Genomic DNA, 18,693 nt, shown 5'->3' with positions numbered 1-18,693 from the left:
TGTGAAATATTATTGATGTTCTATACTTAAATGATCCACCAGTTCCAGCAATTAAAGCAGCTGAAACATCCAGCGCAACCTACGCATCCGCCACAACGTCCTGCACAACCTCCGCATCTTCCGCCGCCACATCCACCACAGCGTCCACCACAACCTCCACATCCGCCACAACGACGCGCTTCGTCTTGAATGTAATAGTATGGATATTGATTTTGTTGTAGTTGATCCCAATACACAACATTACCAGATTGATAATCATTAAGGTTTAATGATTGTAATTCTTGTTGAAACTGATTCATTACGAAACCCTCCATTTATACAAATAAATTCCGTCCAAATGTTACAGTTTATCTATTTTTGCAAACAAAGTAGAAATAAGACTATAGACTAAATGCGTACATCAACAAAATATGAACTTACACTAGGTGATGTACCTTGTTTTATAGCCTATTTTCTTAATCTCCTTTCAGTGGACGTATTTACTATTAATAGAGGTGCTTAAAAATTACTAATCCAACAGTTGAGTAGTTCATCACTTAATTTTCTTTCTAATATGTAACTCTTGCGAATCTACTTCAAAAATGTGATTGATTTCATGATGAATAACTTCTCGGTCTTCCCATTGGTTTTCTATGACTCCTAAAAAGTTTTTTATACTACAGTTTACTCCGAGTTCTTCTCGTAGTTCTCTTATTAATGCATTCTCAGCTGATTCGCCAACTTCAACATGACCACCTGGTAAAAAATAATGATGGCCAATATATTCAGACATTAACAATTTTTTATCCTTTATCATAACAGCGCGTACAATATGGTGAAATTTATTTTTCAATTGCTATTCCTCCCAGTTATTTAATTTCATCTTTCATTTCACATCTTTACTTCGTATTACTTAAACGAACAAACGATATACTTGCTCACCATCATATTCATGTCCCAATGGTTGAAAACCGTAAAGTTCATACAGTTTCTTTGCAAAGACATTATCTTTATGTACTGTTAATCTAATTTCTTTACACGCCTTACATGTATTTTTTATTAAGTAAATACTTTCTTGTAATGCCGCTTTACCATACCCATTACCTTGCTGCATTTGATCAATAATAAATCCATTTATCCAATACATATCAGTTGTTTCTCTTACAACAGCATGCATAATAAAACCAACCATTAGATTGCCGTCATATATCGCAAATGGTATATACTCTACATTGTCTCCATCTGGTTTTATATACACTTTAGCAAGTGAAACTGCTACAGATGGAACAAATTTTATTTGCTCTTCTTTAACTTGTAACTTTAATGCATCTTCCCAATTCTCTCTCGTAACAACTTTTAACTGGACATTCAATATTGTAAGCTCCTTTATAAAAAGAATGTATTTATATATTCAACGTAGTGAAATATATCCCTTTTTCGACAACAACTTATAACATGATTTTTATAAAATCTTGAATGAATTGTTGTTCATCAATTTCTAACGCTATACGGGAACCTTTAGATATAGAGCTAGGGCGAAAATCAGCGAATGTTTGTCCTTTCGTATCTCCGTATGTATCTACATTCACTGTACGAAGCGCAAATTTTAAAAAACTTGGGTTAACTAATCCACTTATAGCAACCACATCATGTAGCAAAGGCCCTTCGATAGATGGATTAAGTTTTTGGTATGCAGATAAATAGTAATCATACATCGGTTTCATTATCGTATGAAATGGATTTTTTGCATTAGCTTGGATATAGTTAAATACATTTGGAGTTAACACAGCTTTATTTGTTACATTTAAAGGGAATATAAATAAATTCTTTGCTTGCTGAAAAATAATTTTACTTGCTATAGGATCTCCATACACGTTTGCCTCTGCTAATGGCGTAACGTTTCCTACTTCTAAAAAAACACCACCCATGAAATAGATTCCTTTTACATTCAGCATTAAATCATTCCATAAATTAAAAGCAATCGCTAACGAGGTAGATCTTCCTACATCGACAATTGTTAAATCTTTCCCGTACTTTACAAGAATCGCAGCAATACTGCCAAAATTGTATATCGGAATAGATAATACGCTTTCTGGAACATGGATGGGCCCTAATCCTTCTGCTCCGTGAATTTCAGGGTAGTACATAGTAATTTCTTCTGTAAGTGGTTTTGTTGCACCACTAATGACAGGAATGTCTTGTCTATTTGCTAACTGTAAAATATACGCTGCATTATGTGCAGCATGTATATGCTCAACATTTCCGTATCCGGTTACAATACCGACAATTTCAATTTCGGGATGCAATAAACCATACATAATAGCAAATGAGTCATCAATACCTGGGTCTCCGAAAAATAATACTTTTTCCAAGAAATACCCTCCCCTCATAAAAAATTGAGTCATTAATAACTATGTATATGAAAAAAGTAAGTATATCTATGCAAATTTTAGAACGGATAATGTTTTACAAAATATTAAAAAGGAACTAGCGTATGCTAATTCCTTTCTTAAGTAACCATTCTCAAATTTAATTAATTATCGTATCCTTCATAAATTGCAGCATTTATTTGATTTTGTGTCTTTTTATCTTCAGGTACAGGTTTCCACCAATTTCCTGTAATAAATAACATAGTTAATAAATTATAACTATCACTAAAATAGCTTTCTCTCTTATTCTTCATCCAATCCCAACCCCTATTTACCCACTTTTGATTATTGCTATCCGTTATACTTGCAGCAATAAACGGTGAAACAAATACAGCAGTTGGATAACTACCAATATTGGATCCGTTTAATTGATAACCATCCACAATGATAGTAAATTATATGAAAGAAAAAATCGAAAACGGAGAATGGCCTATCGGAAGTAAGATTCCTAGTCAACGGCAGTTAGCCAAATTATTTCATATAAATCGAAGTACTGTAATAACTGCGCTAGATGAACTTATGGCAGATGGATTGATTCAAGGGAAAATTGGAGCAGGAACAATTGTAACGAATAATACATGGTCATTATTAGCGACGAATCCCCCGCCTGATTGGAGTGAATATGTAAAAGCTGGTATTCACAAGCCTAGCAAGTTAATGGTACGAGAAATAAATGAAGCAGAAGCAAATAAAAAACTTATCCATCTTAGTAAAGGTGAACTTGCGCCTCAACTTTTCCCGTTAGAAACTATGCAGTCCATTATGAAAAGCGTAAGTGACGAAATAGATTATTTTGGATACGAAGAACAAAAAGGTTTTTTGCCGTTACGTGAAGCAATTAGTAAATACGTAAAATCATTCGGAATATATGCATCAGCCAGTTCTATATTAATCGTCTCTGGTGCATTACAAGCACTCCAATTAATATCAATTGGTCTTTTGCATAGAGAATCAACCGTTTTACTTGAACAACCTTCTTACTTATATTCACTTCATGTATTTCAATCAGCAAATATAAATCTATCTGGTATATGTATGGATCATCACGGTATTTTACCTAACGAATTATTACAACGCATTAAATACAGTCAAAAGAAAAACATTTTATATTCTATCCCTAGTTTTCAAAACCCAACAGGGGCATTAATGTCTCAAGAACGAAGAAAAGAAATAATAAAAATATGTGAAAAGGAACAGTTACCTATAATTGAAGATGATATTTACCGAGAATTATGGATTGATGAACCACCTCCAGCTCCTTTAAAGTCGATAGATAAACATGGACATGTAATATATGTTGGTAGTCTTTCTAAAACACTTAGCCCAGGACTTAGAATTGGATGGATCATTGGAACCGAACCAGTGATTGATAGATTGTCAGATATAAAAATGCAAACAGACTATGGATCGAGTTCATTATCTCAAAGAGTTGCTGCTGAATGGATAAATAAAGGTTTTTATGAAGAACATGTTGCAAACGTAAGAATTAAACTAAAAGAACGAAGACAAATCATGATACGAGCTTTAAATAAGTACTGCGCAGATATTGCATCGTGGGATATTCCTAGTGGCGGATTATTTATATGGCTAAAGATTGTACCTAGCATTCCGATGAAGAAATTATTTTCAGAGGCACTATCAAATGGAATTCTTTTAAACCCAGGACGTATTTATGAAGAAGAATCAGATCGGTACATTCGCTTATCATATGGATATGCTTCACCAGAGCAAATGACTAACGGGATTAAATTGTTGAGTGAATTAATCCGTAAGCTAATGTCATAACAAAAACTCCTCTTTACTATAGAGGAGTTTTTATGTATCTTATTTACCACAATCTCATTTCCTGTCCCAATAAAATAAGTTCGTCATAAGGGTCTCCGTCAATATTTAATACTTGAGCAAAAGCAGGTTCTGTTTTTAAACCGCTCTCTTTTAAGTGAAGTATTTCTTCACTTATATGGGGATGCTGCATTAATAACATGTGCTCTACTATCATATGTCTATATGCATTTTGGTTACGTACTGGCTTAGGCTGAGCAAATAATTCAAATTCAAAACCTTCAAACTCAAAATTTACCTTTATCGATTCTGTAGTTTTAATTTTTTTCTTTTTTATTTTGAATCCTTTATAAGAACCGTATAAAGATCTCATTTCCTGTTCAAAAACATCAAAGTTATGTACTTCCATTACTATATCTAAGTCAGATTGAAGAGTATCAATTCTAATAGGAATTGTCCCGCAAAGAACCGGACTATACAAAGTTAAATCCTCCATAATGTTAAGTTTATTCAAAACATCATACACTTTTTGTTGCTTTTCATTCCCTGATTGTAAATATGTAATAGATGTAAACATGGAAGTCTCTCCTTCATTTCACGTAGTACGTGTCTCACTATATCCAAGAAAAATTTGTCCGTTTAAATTTGTTCTAGGAGTACCTTTATTTCAATATATTAAGGTCGATAAAAAATATGTTTCAACTTTTCTCCTATACTGCAATACTATAAAAATAAAAAAGGAGGAATTATTATGAGCATTTTCAACATTCTTTTAACCATCCATATATTATTTGGAACAATATGCTTAATCACTGGTATTGTAGCGATGGTTGCCCAAAAGAAGAAAGGAAAACATACGGAATGGGGTGAAATATATCATGCATCCTACGTTGTCATCACCCTTACTGCAATTATATTATCCATTATAAACTGGGATCAAATCGCATATTTATTTTATGTAGCAATTTTCTCTTATTCATTTGCGATTTATGGCTACCTGGCACGAAAAAAACGTTGGAAAAATTGGCTGCATCACCATATTAGAGGTATGTTAGGTTCTTATATAGGTGCGGTAACTGCACTTTTAGTAAACGTCGGTATTCATATTCCCTTAATAAATTTACTGCCACCTATATGGTTTTGGTTTTTACCTACATTAATCGGTATTCCTCTCGTAGCCAGTGTATCAAAAAAATATAAAAAGCGTAGTTAAAATTCATTACAATTCCGTTACTTTCTGATGGTAATTACAAAAAATCATACCCAATGTAATATTTTATTAACAAATTCATATTGCTTTAAGTTCGTCACTTAGAGCTAAATAAAAAGAATCCAATAAAAATATTGGATTCTTTTTCGGATTTCATTTCAATATCGGCGCTATGTATTCAATGATGTTACCATTTGAACCATAAACTATCTTTGTATACTTGTGGGTACTTGTTTTATTGGTTCAGTGATAATTACACTATTATAGTTTAACTAACGAATGTAAACGATCCGGGTAATTCGTAAACATCCCGTCAACTCCCCATAAAAGTAACTTTTTCATATCTGTTTCATTATCTACAGTAAATGGATGAACTTCTAATCCGTTTTTCTTTATACTCTTTACATAAGCTGAATCAATATATTTATAGTTCATCCCAAGACCGATACAGTATGTTTTATACTTTTTTATCTCTAATTCAGTTAAATGAGCTGCCTTTTTGTAAGATAGTAATTGTACTAGCGGTATATTAACATCTAAACTATGAATCTTTTGCAGACTTTCTTCACTAAATGATTGAATAATAATTTTATCACTTATTTCGTAGTGCTTTATAATTTCTAATAGCTTTTCTTCCATACCAGGATATTCATCTGGCGATTTTGTTTCAATGTAATAATTAGCATTATGCCCAAACGTTTCAATAATTTCTTCTAGTGTTGGAACTTTAACATCTTCAAATTCTTTCTTCGCTAAACTTAGATGCTTTTCATTAAAAAAAGAACCTGCATTAAGTTGCTTTATTTCTTCTAATGTATGTTCCTTAACTAGCCCCGTACCGTTTGTAGTGCGGTTTACTGTTTCATCATGCATAGCTACTAAATGTCCGTCTTTTGTCATTTGGAGATCAATTTCTATATAATCTCCTCTCAATTGTTGCCCTAATTTATACGCTGCTATTGTATGTTCCGGCGCATACGCAGAAGCGCCTCTATGTGCAATGTTTTTTATATGATTTAATTGATTAATAGCTTTCGTGTACTTAAGTTCATTTGCTTTATGAAAAACAAAAGTACCTATTACCATAAAGGTGCAAATGATTGTAACGATATATATCTTCTTCATAATGATGTTTTAACTCCTACATGAAAGCAATTTGACTTGGATGATTTATTCCATTAAATGTCGATTTTCAAAAACAGTCATTTGTCCTACAGATTGAAAACCAGTCTTTTTATAAATATTAATGCCATCAGGTGAAGCTTGTAATACGCATTGAGCAACTTTCAATTCCTTTGCTTCTTGCAGCAAGTAATTAAACATAGCAGAGCCGAACCCTTTCCCTCTCAATTCTTCTTTAGTTGCTATATCATAAATACCAATACTATCTTTTGTACATACTAATGAACCAACCGATACGACTTCTTCTTTATAAAATCCTAAGTACAGTTTCATTTGTTCACTATTCCATAAATCGAAAGAAGCAGTTTGATTGTAGAACGCTTGAACATGTGTACCTTCCTCTGATGTACCAAATAGATTAGCTAATGTTTCCCCAAACTTTTTAATTTGTCCTGACGAAGATGATTTTTGTATCGTAAAACCTTCTGGCATGTTTATTGTTGGATGAATTGTTTTTAAGTCTGCTACCATCGCGATATTTTGTTCTGCTTCTTTTAAGCCAAGTTTTATTAATACGCTTTTTATAGTCTGCTCATGCCTATCATCCCAAAACCAAACACTCATTGGAAGTTTCTTTTGATTATAGTTGTTTACCACTTTATATAGTTTCTCAATACCTTCCGTTAAATTATTGTTTAGTATAGTAATGATATTAAATGTATCTGCCGGTAAACCACATTCGACAGCAATGTAGTCCTTCGTTTCTTTTACATTCATTCCATGTAACTGCCGCGCAATATATGAGGTTTTATATGTGAAGTTATCTATTAGTAACTGTTTATAATTCATTCATTTTTCTCCTTTCATAAAAATTCGTTTTCGAATTCTTCAGTATTAAATATAACACATAAGAAATGTATCTATTTCTATAAAAATATCTCTATACATTACTCTTTTTTCCTCTAAAAGAATTAAAAATGATATAACGTTGTCGGAATGAAAAAAGTGGTATATAATAAACAGTAACATTACTAGTAATTATTTTAGGTATTCCTAGAATAAAGGAGCGATACATATGAAAATTACTATTTATTTCGGAAGTCATGAAGATCAAGATGTTCGTACTATGGACTGTCATTTAGATGTAGAAGATACAGAAGAGATCGTTTCTGTATCATAATATAAATAGTTGGGATGAACCCTCTTCCCTACAGCGTTTAAGGCACCTTTTACAGGTGTCTTTTTTGTTATTTTTTCATCAAAAACCCTTTACTTTAGTGTGTTTTAATAGTAAAATATAAATATACGAACAAACGTTCTTTTTTATTTTAATTGTACATGAAGGGATGATTTTTACAATGACTCAAGCAAAGCGCAGAGGAAGAAAAAAGCAAACACCTATTATTTCAAATACAGGCTTTATCGGCTCTGTCTTTATTGATACATTGGAGTTACAAAAGAAATCCTATTATTTCGCTCGTAAAAAACTTCAAATTGTTCATCACGTACTTGATGGCCTCTCTGGAGCAACAAGTTCTCTATTTAAAGAACATAACATTTCAGCATACATGTCATGTGTGTATTTACATAAACAAAAGAAAATCGGCTTTGTTCTTTCAACGAAACCATTTGAACAAAGTGACGGTGTTTCTTACTTTATAAATTATTTAATCGAAAAGAATTTTTACGGTAACGAAGAAGTAGAATATCAAGAAGTATTTAATACAGGTTTTATCGGTGTAGTATTCGCTGATTTATATAGCATAGATCGCTTTAATTTCGAGTTTGAAATGGGTATGTTAACGAAATTAATGAAAGATATGATTATTCCGGTTAAAGAACTTTTTTTACGCCACAATGTACCGGCCTACATCTCCACTTCTCATTTAGAGGAACAAAACAAATTAGGTTTCGTTCTATCTGTAAAACCATATGATGAACGTGCAGAAGCGGATTTATATTTTGAGGCGTATTTACAAGAACGCGGTTTATTTATCGGTGATGAAGAAGATGATATTGATAAGATTGTTATTAGAAAAACAGCTGAACTACGATAGATAAGCGCAGGATGATTATCCTGCGCTTTTTATAATTTGAGTTTTACTTTAAATCAATATTGTGTACTGTCTTATTTTTTTTAGGGAATCATTATATTAGCTTGGACTATCCCGGAAATCTTGATCACTATGCAAAAGAATCCCTTGTAGATATAGTTAGAATTTTGTATCTCATAGAAATCTATATCCTAATTACTACTATTTATCGTTTAGTTCTTTTATTGTCTGTATTGTTTTCTTTATCTTCTTTAAAGCATCATCCATATGTTTAGAAGACTGTGTGACTGTTTCGGGGTTACCTTTATCTAAACCTTCTACCATTTCTGTTAAAGAGTCTTCGTACATTAACATTGCATCAGACAACTCTTTTTGTAAATCATCATATTTCTTAGGTGGTTTTATCTCTTTCATTTTCTGTGTTACAACCTTAAAATTACCTATTTCTGTTTTAAACTCATTTTCTGTAGTAGCAAATGAAGGGTCTTTTGCTATTACATCTGATATAACTTGATACTGGTTTACCCACTCTTTTGCTACATCATTAACCTTTTCTTTGTAATCATGTGCGTTTTTTAATCTACCATCATCTTGCTTTTCTTCTGCTACTTTTATACTATCAGTTTTCTTTGTTTCGGAGACATCCTTACTGCAACCTACTCCTAATGCTAATGTAATTGGTAAAACTACTGTTAATATTTTACGTTTCATTAATATTTACCCCTTTGTTTAAACTATATCTACGTTTCTTCCAACTCTTTCTTTAGTCTTCCTAATTTATTCACTCTATGAATATTGTTTATTGCACCTTAAGACGTTATATAAATTAGAGTGGCATCTTTTCTTATTTATAACTTATTTAAAGGTGTTGTATTTGACTAGCATAAAGTAAATAATAGTTCCTTTCCTGTTCTCTAATGGAAAATTTAGGTTTTTAATAATATGAACATATGATAACATGTATTATAGTTGTAGATAATCCCCCCCACCGTATGCTTTCTCAATACTCTCCCTAATGTATTTTTCAACGTTTAAGATCCTTTTTGTCTAAGTATTCAGTGAAGAGACATGCTACAACTAACAATATTTCTACAATCTCGATTTAAAAGTATGAGGATTATTTATTGGTATTGAAGAAGATAATATTGATAAGTGTATGAGTGGAATAACAACGGAATTACGATAGAAAAGCGCAAGATGATGATCCAGCGCTTTTTCGATATTATTTAATTACGTTCAACACTATACTCTTTTGAATGAATTTCTAAATTCAACTTATTTGAATAAACTTTATTCAAAATAAGAAATACGATGCCCCCTCCAATTGGAATCGTGTAGGCTGGAATATGATTTAATAATAGACCTGATAATACCAGCGCTATCGGCTGCATCATTTTACCTATACTTAATCCAATACTAAGCACTCTACCCCTATATTCATCTGGAATCTCTTTTTGCATAAAATAAATTAAAGGGATATCGATTAATGCTATCGTTAGCCCTACAAAGAACATAATAGCGCAATACATAGTAACAAATACAATATTATTTACTTCAATACTTTTGAATAAAACAGGGATACCTGAAACTATCATAAAAATCGCCAACATAAAACTTATTTTTTTCAATAGATAGGAATAAGAAAAACGATCAGTTATCTTTTTTACTAATATTGCACCCACTATCATACCTATTGGAAAAGTCCCTTGAATTATACCAAATTGTTTAGGACTCAGATTGAGAACTGTATTAATAATGTATGGTAATGGAACAGTTACAGCAAAACCTAAGAAAAAATTAAGGGAAATTAATATATTAAACGTATTCTTTAAGCTTTTCCTCTCAATTAAGTAAGAGTATCCCTCTTTTATATCTTTAATAAAATTAATTTCTCCCATAGAACATTCCTCGTTTATGTTTTGCTCGAACAATTTAAAGTTAATAAATAATATGGATATACCCGAAAGAATAAATGAAATACCGTTTATAATGATAAATGTTTTAATATCAAAGACTGCAAAAACAATCCCCCCTAGCATAGGGCCTAGTATTAAAGATACAGAATCGATAATTTTACTTATTGAATTAATACTCATAAGCCTCTCTTTAGAGACGATATTTGGTTTTGCAGCCTCTAATCCTATTCCAAAAAAGGTTGTAAAGACCGTCATTAGAAAGGTAGTAGTATAAATGATGAATAAGTTTAATCCATAATAGCTGCTTAATATATAAACAGTTACTAATAAGCACCCACTTAGTAAATCCATACAAACAACTAGTTTCTTTTTATCAACCTTATCAGCGATTACACCAGCAAATGGATTCATAACAATCATTGGAATCGTTCCTAATATGAGCGTAATTGCGAAATTTAACGCAGATCCAGTTATGTGTAAAACATATAATCCTAGTGCGAAACTATACATAGAGCTACCGAATATTGATACTGTTTTTGCAATTGAATATAAACAAATATTTCTTAGTTCTTGATTTCTTTTTTTATTTTCTATATGTAATCGTAAACTTCCCATCACTTTTCCCCCTGCCTAACTTTGTGTTACGTACATTGTAAGTTCTTGGGTCAACCCAATAGCAATATGTACTATTTGAAAAGTTTTAAGGGAAAATAAATAAAAGATGGGGTTAACCCCATCTTTTTCCGAAAAATGAATATGTATAAATTTCTTCTCCTTGAACAAAGAAATCCTCGTATTTTCCACCTCGTTTCAAATAGTTTGAAGTACTTTCATCTATGGATTGAAACTGTAAATCTTGGATTTCTTTCGTTACTTTTGAAAGTGTAAAATTTGCTCGAAAGTTATTTGTAATTTGACTATTTGAGCTGAAATTTTTAAATAAAATAAATAAACTTAATAAATAACAATCCGTTTTAAAAAGTGGATTTAATTCGTGAAGTAAAAAATCCTCATGCTCAAAACTATAATTGCTCGTACCAGAATGATCAATTACAATATCAACAGACCGATTCTGAATAGGGATATTCAAAAAATCAGCACAGATAAAGAGAATGTTTCTTTTCGGATTTTTTCTCGCTAATACATCTTTTAAAAATAAAAGTTTATTTAAATCTCGATCCACTGCAATGTATAGGCAATCTTCTGGTAGTTCTTCATAAATGTTTCTCAAAAAGAACCCAAGTCCCGATCCTATATCCAGTATTAATTTATTATTTAAATCTAAATGTATTAGTTTCTTTTTCGCCCATTGTCCTTCTCTATGCATATTTTCCAAATACGCATTATCAGTTTCATGAATATAATCCGAAATAGTATCTTCAAGTGACGTTCGCTCATTTGCTTTAAATGATTTACCCGCAGTTATAATTCCTGAAGTAATAATATATTCTTCACCACAATTACAAATTAGCTTCCCCTCAGTAATTTGATTGTTAGTAATAATTCCATCTTGAAGAATTAGTTTTTTGCTACACTTAGAACATGTAAGCAAATGAAGTACGCTTAAATCTATCCCTATAATTGAATTCGAAGTTTCATTTGTTAATAATAAATCATGTAACACTTCCTTTAATTTATCCCGTCTCTTCTCCAAAAGTTCTATTTCCTGTTCCATCTGGTCATATTTCAATTTAAATATAGATTGGTAAAAAGTATCTTTTTTGTAATTCATAGATTTCGCTAAATTTTTATAAAAAAATAGTTCTTTAATTTCATTCAAGCTAAAACCTAGCTCTTTGTAATGTAATATAAGCTCTAAATCTGTTTGACAATACTCGTCAAAAAAATTGTGACCGCCCTTTTTTTCAGGAATAATGAGGCCAAGATCCATATAATGTCTAATTGTATCAATACTTATGTTATTTACTTCTCCAAATTTACCTATTTTCATAGTATCACTACCATTTATATATTTTTTTATATAGATTTCTATTTTTATATTAAAAAACCCTTTAAACTTTCTAAACAACATTATTTACGGTTTGTTACTTATAATATGTCTTAAACAAAATGTACGCGAGGTGTTAAAATAGTAAGGTTAAAATTATTAAAAGGGATAGGACAATATACTGTTCATAGTTATTTTAGCTTTATGAATTAAAGAGAAAGCGGATTCATATCTTAAATATAAAAAAGACACTTACTGAAAAAGTAAATGTCTTTTTTGAATTAATTATAATCAAATAGCATAAATTACTTACGTTTTACTGCTTGTAGACTGTTTCCCTTTACGTCTGTCATCTTGAACGAACCATCTTTAAATGACTCAACATTGTAGTCTATTGCTACCTTTAACTGACTTGTATCAATCTTATTCCCACCTTTTACAACTTCTTTCGCCGTTAAAAAAACTTGTTTTTTTTCTTGAGTATAGTACCAACTTCCTTCCATGTGGTTTTGCTCATAAGGCGTTTTACCTTTGTCATCATAAGCGATATATGTACCATCCTTTCGGAACTCAACTGCTTTGATAAATTCAGAACCTTCATAGCTACCCCATTCTCCTACTAACTCTTTTCCAGTTATTGATAGTTGCACATCTTTATTACTAAAAGTAGAAGTATCAGAGGTTGAAGGACTATCAGTTTTAGATTCAAAGTTGTTCTTACTTTCATTCGATTTACCTACTATCGTATCTTGAATCGGTTTGTAACCAGATGCCCAAAGTTCAGAACCTTTTTTTAGTAACTCTTTTGACTTATCTGCTTTATCCATAAGTGCTTTCTCGTCTGCTTTCTTGTCCGATGTTAAAATTTCTTCTTGAATCGAATATGATTCTTTATAACAATCTACTGCTTTTAATATGTATTTATGGGCTTCTTGATACTCTACTGGCGGTTCAATAGTATCAAACTTCTTAATGGTTTTCTGTATATCCTTTAATTGTGCTAATATTTTCATAGATACTTCTTTATTACTGGTTGTTCTATCTTTTGCTATTTCAGACATTTCAGTGACTTTCTGCAAGAATTCGGTAGATATAGCCGTTATACGCTCAGGATACTTGTCTTTCGATAACTTCTCTTTTGTTTCTGCTTTTGATTCCACTTTTCCTTTCGGTTTTGCATCTGTTTTCTCCGATCCACAACCTACTAATAGCATAAATGGTACTGCAAGCGTAACTAGTTTTTTTACTTTCATATTAACTCTTCCCCCTTAAAACTAAAAAATACATACCTAAGCATTTAAAAAGATATATCTTTTATATACTATTGGTTAAATTTGGATGAACGAATAGTATTTTATAGTGAAAAAATAAAAACGTCAAAATTATTTTACAAAAATTATAGGATTTATTGATTGCTGGCTATTTATATTATATCCCCTAAAAACGAAAAAACGTGTTTATATCTGTGAATGTATAAGAAAGGATAATGTTTTTATTTCTATTTGTGTGTATGATGAATTACATCTATTTCCTTGATAATTTTAAAGATCCTCATTTCCAAATACCTTACGAGTTATTGCTACAAACCTTAGTTGAGCACAACAAATTGATAGAAACCAAGAAAAATTTTTATTGCTTTTTATGTTTAGAGAAGTTAAAAAACCGCTAACATCTCTTTCAAACGCATGGAATATACAGGGATTTACAACTTAATATAGAACATAATAAGGAGAAGTTTATATTTTAAATAAGGGGACATACATATAGAATGGGAATTAAAAAATGAAAATTGCAATAGTCTGTTTTGATAACTTTACTGATATAGATGTTTTTCTACCATGGGATTTATTAAATCGTGTACGTTTAGTTGGCGGTATTTCTGATTGGGACGTTCAACTATTAGGAACGGGAAAAACTCATATATCCATGTCTGGCTTACGTATTCCCATGACAGGAAGCATATCTGATATTCCGTCTGCTGACGCTGTAATATTTGCAAGTGGTAAGGGTGTACAAAATTTATATACAAATCAAGAGTATCTTAATAGTATTCATGTAAATCCTCAAAGACAATTAATAGGATCTATGTGTTCTGGTTCATTACTACTAGGAGCTAAAAAATTGCTAACAGGTAAAAAAGCCACTACATATCCATCCGCAGTAGAACAGCTTAAAGAATTTGATGTGGACGTTATTGAACAAAGTTTCGTGAACGAAGGAAATATTTCGACTGCTGCAGGCTGTTTTGCAGCTCAAGATCTCTCAGCTTGGATTATAAGGAACCTAATCAATGAAGAAATGGTCAATACTGTGCTAGAAACTGTTCAGCCAGTAGGCAAAGGTTTATATTTTTAATTTCAAATCAAATTGAGGGATTGGTTGCTCCCAAAAATGATAAAATGATCTTTTTTGCTTGATAGCGATGTAATATGCCTCCAATTTCAATTTAATTAAATAAAAAACCCGCGAATCATTCACGGGTTTTCATCTTAATAACTAATTGCTATTGTACCTTCACCTGCATGAACCGCAAATGAAATTGGTAATGGATATAATTTAAAGTCCATTTCAGGGAATGCTTGTCTAATATCTGAAATCCATTCTTCAGCTCCATCTTTATCGTTAGCATGGAACATATGAAGTACTTTTGGTAATTCTTTTTCAAGCTCATTTTTAATGTATTCTCGACATTTTTGGATTTTGCGAACTTTCTTTTCAAGTAAAAGTTCTCCACCTTTTACTTCTAATATTAAGTTAACACTTAATAAACTTCCAAGTAAAAATTGAACTCCCTTTACACGTCCACTTGCGTAAAGGCCTTTTAAACTTTTCGGGAATACGTGGAAAGGTCTTCTTTTTTCATTTACTAATGTTTTGTGTATATCTTGTAACGTCATACCATCATTGTATAACGATTTCGCTTTTCTAATTAGTTCATCCATTGGATAACTTGTTGTTTCACTATCCAATACCGTTAATGGGAAACCTGCCATGTCTGCAGCTAACTTCATGTTTTGATAAGTTCCACTTACTTTTCCGCTAATAGCAACTGCAAATCCCTCTTCATATTCTTCTTTGCATTTCGAAAATAAATCTACCATTTCCCCTATGTTAGGCTGTGATGTAGTGACAGTTTTACCTTCGTTCAAAGCATTATAAACGCGCTCACGCACACCTTCTTCACAATCTTTGTACGACACACCATCAATAATAACTTCAATTGGGATAACAAAGTTATCTCCTTCTGTTTTAAAACTCGCAGTTGTACTATCAGTAATCCAAGCAACACGCTTCATGTTGTTCCTCCCTTAATTCAATTCCTCTTTTCTGACTTTTCTATATATTTACGTTACGAAAAGAGAATATCCCTGTAATAGTAACAGGACTTTATTGTTTTGGCTATAGTAGATGGATATTAAATGTGAATATTTTTTGTCATTTTCACCAAAAAAAGAAGAAAATCGAAGTATTTGCCCGATTTTCTTCTTATCATACATTATTTAAAAGTTTCATTATCTAAAATTACAACATAATCGTTCGTCAATTGGCCAGCTTCTTTCGTATAACTAACAAGTCTTTGTATGTTATCACAGCAAAGTTTTGCTCCCCATACAAGTAACGGTACACCGATAAAGTCAATGTGGAACCTTCTAGAAAACAGACCACCGAAAGTCATTGGTATAGGTACTGTTGGTGATGTATTAGAAAAAATAATCTTTTCATGACTTTGATAATGTTTTTGCAGAATCTCTCCTAAATGCTTCATCGCAGGTACAACAACTTTTGATGCGCCGCATCCAATTGTATAAACCGGATTACCATTCTCGTCTATTCCATGAAAAATAATTTTCCCCATATCCTCTGTTTTCAATTTATTAAAGTAATCTACATTCAAAATTTCTTCTTTCGTTAACTTACGATCCGTTGGTAATTTATTTAAATGATAAGCTGCAGCAAGTGAAGTTGAATGTGTTCCGCCGAAATCTGTGTAAATAAATATCATATTATCATTCCTTGTTGTAAAAGTTCAATGTTATTTAGTATTACCGTTCACAGCATTGATAAACAAAGGATGAATGTATTTACAATTTTTTTGTTAATTCATTATATATTTTTCGATTATACTATCATCTATTTATTACGGTACACAATGTAATAGTCGTAAGCATTATTAATAAAAATAAACAGACGTACGTTTGACTCGTACATCTGTTAGCATCTTTATTCAAAACAAACATATCTATTAACCTGTATGAACTGTTAGTTAAAATACTTTTCGAAACAAAAACAATCATGAACTCGTTTAAATTGTTTTCTTATGTCTTCTTTATTTTCACCTGTATAATGAGCAAATGTTTGAACTGGATATAGCTGATCTATATTACTTTTCATGACACCTTTTATCTCGTCTTTATGATCCGAGTATACGTGTAAATATGAATCTACGTTTACAAATCCGTTCTTTTCATACTAATTGGATTGAATATGTTTTTTCTATATATTCCGTAAATTCAAGTCCTGTCTGTCTGTTCTTCGATTATTAATCCCAGTATGATAAAACCTGCATTGTTGTAGTGAAACTTACTTCCAGGTGCAAATTTGATCTTTTGTTTTCATTACAAAAACCACCCTTGTTTATCAATATTGTTCACCTTTCTTATATTTTCATATATAGGAGGGTGAACCCTCCTATTGAATACCATAAATCAAAACCAAGAGAACTATTTCGAATTGATTGACTCAGAGGAATACATCTTAGACTGTGATGGCAATAAAGTAAACACACACAATATGATAGTTATAAGTAACATTACTAATGAGCCTACAATAACCACAAGTTGTATAGAAATAAATTGAGTGGCAACTCCGAACAATATCGTAATTAAAATGGTGATGCCCGCAATCACAAGTCCATATATACTCCCAATCCGTCCCATGATATGGACAGGTATATTATTTTGATAAAAAGTATAAAATCCCGTATTTGCATATGCCATAGAGAAAGATAAAATAAAGAATCCGATAGTCGCTATTAAAAATTCATTTGAAAAAGCATAAATTAAATAACCGATTGCAATGAATAATGATCCTATTCCAATTAAAAATGATGGTGTTAATTTTTTTGATAAAATTGTATTTGTTATGGCTCCTAAAATAAACCCAGCTCCAGCGATACTAACTAAAAAGCCATATTCACTATCTGTTAACAATAAAACTTCTTTCGCAAATGATAATTCAAGTGAATCATTTGCGGCAACTAAAACCATCATTCCTTGAAATAAGAAGTAGACAAAAACGATATATAAAGATTTTTTACTAAAATTTAAAACGATGTTCCAATCTTTTTTTAGTACAGCTAGAGATAGCTTGTCATTTGACGTATGAATATCGGATTTTTTATCAAGATTAGGTAACAGCAATGTAATTACTCCTGATATGAGAAATGCTATAGCATTTATATATATAGCAAACTCCGGTGTACTTGCTATTAACAATACTCCCGCTATCGCTGGACCAATTAAAAATGCACCAGACCCTATTAAACTACGTAATGAGTTAAAACGTTGTCTTTGCTCCACGGGAATTAATTTTGTCATATACGTCATAGCAGTTGGCTCATAAATCGCACTGGCCATACTTATAAAGAATACGAATACATAAACAAACCAAAGTGATGGAAGTAGAGGTAAAATAGCGATAAATACCGCACGATATATATCGAGATGAATCATTAACTTCCGTTTATTTAAACGATCAATCATACTTCCTGACCAAGCGTTTGTAAATAAAGCGGCTAATGGTTTAATTACATATAAAGTAGCAACAGCTAAGGCTGATCCCCCCATATTATAGACAAGTACATTTAGTGCTATTAAGTAAATCCATGCCCCTAAATTCGCAATACCAACTCCAGACAGTAGTAATAAAGGATATTTCCAATCTTTAAGTGTGTTTTTCATTTTAGGCCCCCGCTTTCCAAATTGTTTTAAAACAATAAAAAAATCCCACCCCCAAGACTTTTAGTCTTAGGGACGAGATTTATCATCGCGGTGCCACCCTAGTTTGTTAATACGTCGCCATATTAACCTTATCAGGTACTGCATTCTATTACATGCTTATACCATAGCCCTATAACGGGAGCTCCCGTCACACTATCCCCTAATAAAAGGTTCCGATGTGCTGCTCAGAGGCTTGGTTCAATAAAGAATTTTTGCTCCTTTTCAGCTAAATAGAGCTCTCTGTGAAAAATTCA

17 protein-coding genes, 4 pseudogenes and 1 other annotated feature (1 of these 22 only partly in view) are annotated in these 18,693 nt (G+C 31.7%); of the genes and pseudogenes, 4 read left to right on the top strand and 17 right to left on the bottom strand.

The window, feature by feature from the left end; translation table 11 throughout:
- Nucleotides 1-26: 26 nt before the first annotated feature.
- The 5 genes and pseudogenes from ILS93_RS01205 to ILS93_RS01185 all read right to left on the bottom strand — a co-directional run.
- Nucleotides 27-299, bottom strand: a complete 273-nt coding sequence (locus ILS93_RS01205; RefSeq protein WP_064475399.1) for a heterocycloanthracin/sonorensin family bacteriocin — start codon at nucleotides 297-299, stop codon at nucleotides 27-29.
- A gap of 199 nt (nucleotides 300-498) precedes the next feature.
- Nucleotides 499-832 (bottom strand): annotated as a pseudogene (locus tag ILS93_RS01200) (NUDIX domain-containing protein).
- A gap of 60 nt (nucleotides 833-892) precedes the next feature.
- A complete protein-coding gene (locus tag ILS93_RS01195) occupies nucleotides 893-1,351 on the bottom strand; it encodes a GNAT family N-acetyltransferase (protein WP_098101551.1) in 459 nt (152 codons plus the stop codon).
- A 76-nt stretch (nucleotides 1,352-1,427) separates the two neighbouring features.
- Complete coding sequence (locus ILS93_RS01190; RefSeq protein WP_064475397.1) at nucleotides 1,428-2,351, bottom strand: nucleoside hydrolase; 924 nt, start codon at nucleotides 2,349-2,351, stop codon at nucleotides 1,428-1,430.
- 161 nt (nucleotides 2,352-2,512) lie between these two features.
- Nucleotides 2,513-2,794, bottom strand: a pseudogene (locus tag ILS93_RS01185) (glycosyl hydrolase family 8); the annotation flags it as partial.
- Between ILS93_RS01185 and norG the strand changes: the two are divergent.
- Nucleotides 2,793-4,193, top strand: a complete 1,401-nt coding sequence (gene norG / locus ILS93_RS01180) for an efflux pump transcription regulator NorG (protein WP_222659726.1) — start codon at nucleotides 2,793-2,795, stop codon at nucleotides 4,191-4,193. The pseudogene ILS93_RS01185 and the gene norG overlap by 2 nt on opposite strands.
- A gap of 43 nt (nucleotides 4,194-4,236) precedes the next feature.
- On the opposite strand, the gene ILS93_RS01175 is transcribed toward norG, so the two are convergent.
- On the bottom strand, nucleotides 4,237-4,767 hold the full coding sequence (locus tag ILS93_RS01175; protein ID WP_222659724.1) for a DUF4269 domain-containing protein: 531 nt from the start codon (nucleotides 4,765-4,767) through the stop codon (nucleotides 4,237-4,239).
- Nucleotides 4,768-4,941: 174 nt separating this feature from the next.
- On the opposite strand from ILS93_RS01175, the gene ILS93_RS01170 reads away from it, so the two are divergent.
- Nucleotides 4,942-5,403 carry a DUF2306 domain-containing protein gene (locus ILS93_RS01170; RefSeq protein ID WP_222659722.1) on the top strand — a complete coding sequence of 154 codons (462 nt, stop codon included), beginning with the start codon at nucleotides 4,942-4,944 and terminating at the stop codon, nucleotides 5,401-5,403.
- A 258-nt stretch (nucleotides 5,404-5,661) separates the two neighbouring features.
- Here ILS93_RS01170 and ILS93_RS01165 read toward each other — a convergent pair whose 3' ends face one another.
- The gene (locus tag ILS93_RS01165) at nucleotides 5,662-6,525 is read right to left on the bottom strand and encodes a glycerophosphodiester phosphodiesterase (RefSeq protein WP_222655603.1); all 864 of its coding nucleotides are present in this window, start codon (nucleotides 6,523-6,525) and stop codon (nucleotides 5,662-5,664) included.
- 45 nt (nucleotides 6,526-6,570) lie between these two features.
- The gene (locus tag ILS93_RS01160; RefSeq protein ID WP_064475391.1) at nucleotides 6,571-7,371 is read right to left on the bottom strand and encodes a GNAT family N-acetyltransferase; all 801 of its coding nucleotides are present in this window, start codon (nucleotides 7,369-7,371) and stop codon (nucleotides 6,571-6,573) included.
- 497 nt (nucleotides 7,372-7,868) lie between these two features.
- Between ILS93_RS01160 and ILS93_RS01155 the strand changes: the two genes are divergently transcribed.
- Nucleotides 7,869-8,579 (top strand): hypothetical protein, encoded by a 711-nt coding sequence (locus ILS93_RS01155; RefSeq protein WP_222659720.1) that lies wholly within the window; start codon nucleotides 7,869-7,871, stop codon nucleotides 8,577-8,579.
- 198 nt (nucleotides 8,580-8,777) lie between these two features.
- On the opposite strand, the gene ILS93_RS01150 is transcribed toward ILS93_RS01155, so the two are convergent.
- The 4 genes from ILS93_RS01150 to ILS93_RS01135 all read right to left on the bottom strand — a co-directional run bounded on the left by ILS93_RS01150 (nucleotide 8,778) and on the right by ILS93_RS01135 (nucleotide 13,693).
- On the bottom strand, nucleotides 8,778-9,287 hold the full coding sequence (locus ILS93_RS01150) for a DUF7018 domain-containing (lipo)protein (protein WP_064475389.1): 510 nt from the start codon (nucleotides 9,285-9,287) through the stop codon (nucleotides 8,778-8,780).
- Nucleotides 9,288-9,802: 515 nt separating this feature from the next.
- A complete protein-coding gene (locus ILS93_RS01145) occupies nucleotides 9,803-11,107 on the bottom strand; it encodes an MFS transporter (RefSeq protein WP_098720416.1) in 1,305 nt (434 codons plus the stop codon).
- 112 nt (nucleotides 11,108-11,219) lie between these two features.
- The gene (locus ILS93_RS01140) at nucleotides 11,220-12,443 is read right to left on the bottom strand and encodes a methyltransferase domain-containing protein (protein WP_222659718.1); all 1,224 of its coding nucleotides are present in this window, start codon (nucleotides 12,441-12,443) and stop codon (nucleotides 11,220-11,222) included.
- Nucleotides 12,444-12,745: 302 nt separating this feature from the next.
- Nucleotides 12,746-13,693 carry a DUF7018 domain-containing (lipo)protein gene (locus ILS93_RS01135; RefSeq protein WP_222659716.1) on the bottom strand — a complete coding sequence of 316 codons (948 nt, stop codon included), beginning with the start codon at nucleotides 13,691-13,693 and terminating at the stop codon, nucleotides 12,746-12,748.
- Nucleotides 13,694-14,222: 529 nt separating this feature from the next.
- On the opposite strand from ILS93_RS01135, the gene ILS93_RS01130 reads away from it, so the two are divergent.
- Nucleotides 14,223-14,795, top strand: coding sequence for a DJ-1/PfpI family protein (locus tag ILS93_RS01130; protein ID WP_064475386.1), 573 nt, complete (start codon nucleotides 14,223-14,225; stop codon nucleotides 14,793-14,795).
- Between the two features lie 134 nt (nucleotides 14,796-14,929).
- Here ILS93_RS01130 and ILS93_RS01125 read toward each other — a convergent pair whose 3' ends face one another.
- The 5 genes and pseudogenes from ILS93_RS01125 to ILS93_RS01105 all read right to left on the bottom strand — a co-directional run bounded on the left by ILS93_RS01125 (nucleotide 14,930) and on the right by ILS93_RS01105 (nucleotide 18,400).
- Nucleotides 14,930-15,736 (bottom strand): DegV family protein, encoded by an 807-nt coding sequence (locus ILS93_RS01125; RefSeq protein ID WP_064475385.1) that lies wholly within the window; start codon nucleotides 15,734-15,736, stop codon nucleotides 14,930-14,932.
- Nucleotides 15,737-15,936: 200 nt separating this feature from the next.
- Nucleotides 15,937-16,443, bottom strand: a complete 507-nt coding sequence (locus ILS93_RS01120; RefSeq protein WP_064475384.1) for a DUF3189 family protein — start codon at nucleotides 16,441-16,443, stop codon at nucleotides 15,937-15,939.
- A 257-nt stretch (nucleotides 16,444-16,700) separates the two neighbouring features.
- A pseudogene (locus ILS93_RS01115) lies at nucleotides 16,701-16,910 on the bottom strand (GNAT family N-acetyltransferase); the annotation flags it as partial.
- Between the two features lie 22 nt (nucleotides 16,911-16,932).
- Nucleotides 16,933-17,038 (bottom strand): annotated as a pseudogene (locus tag ILS93_RS29045) (penicillin-binding protein); the annotation flags it as partial.
- Nucleotides 17,039-17,161: 123 nt separating this feature from the next.
- The gene (locus ILS93_RS01105) at nucleotides 17,162-18,400 is read right to left on the bottom strand and encodes an MFS transporter (protein WP_064475383.1); all 1,239 of its coding nucleotides are present in this window, start codon (nucleotides 18,398-18,400) and stop codon (nucleotides 17,162-17,164) included.
- Nucleotides 18,401-18,465: 65 nt separating this feature from the next.
- Nucleotides 18,466-18,693, bottom strand: a binding site (T-box leader); it runs 31 nt beyond the window's last position.

The organism is Bacillus sp. 16GRE42, from assembly GCF_019837435.1.
GTDB lineage: Bacteria > Bacillota > Bacilli > Bacillales > Bacillaceae_G > Bacillus_A > Bacillus_A wiedmannii.
Note: the sequence above shows the minus strand (reverse complement) of the source record. Positions and strands in the feature narration are given on the sequence as shown.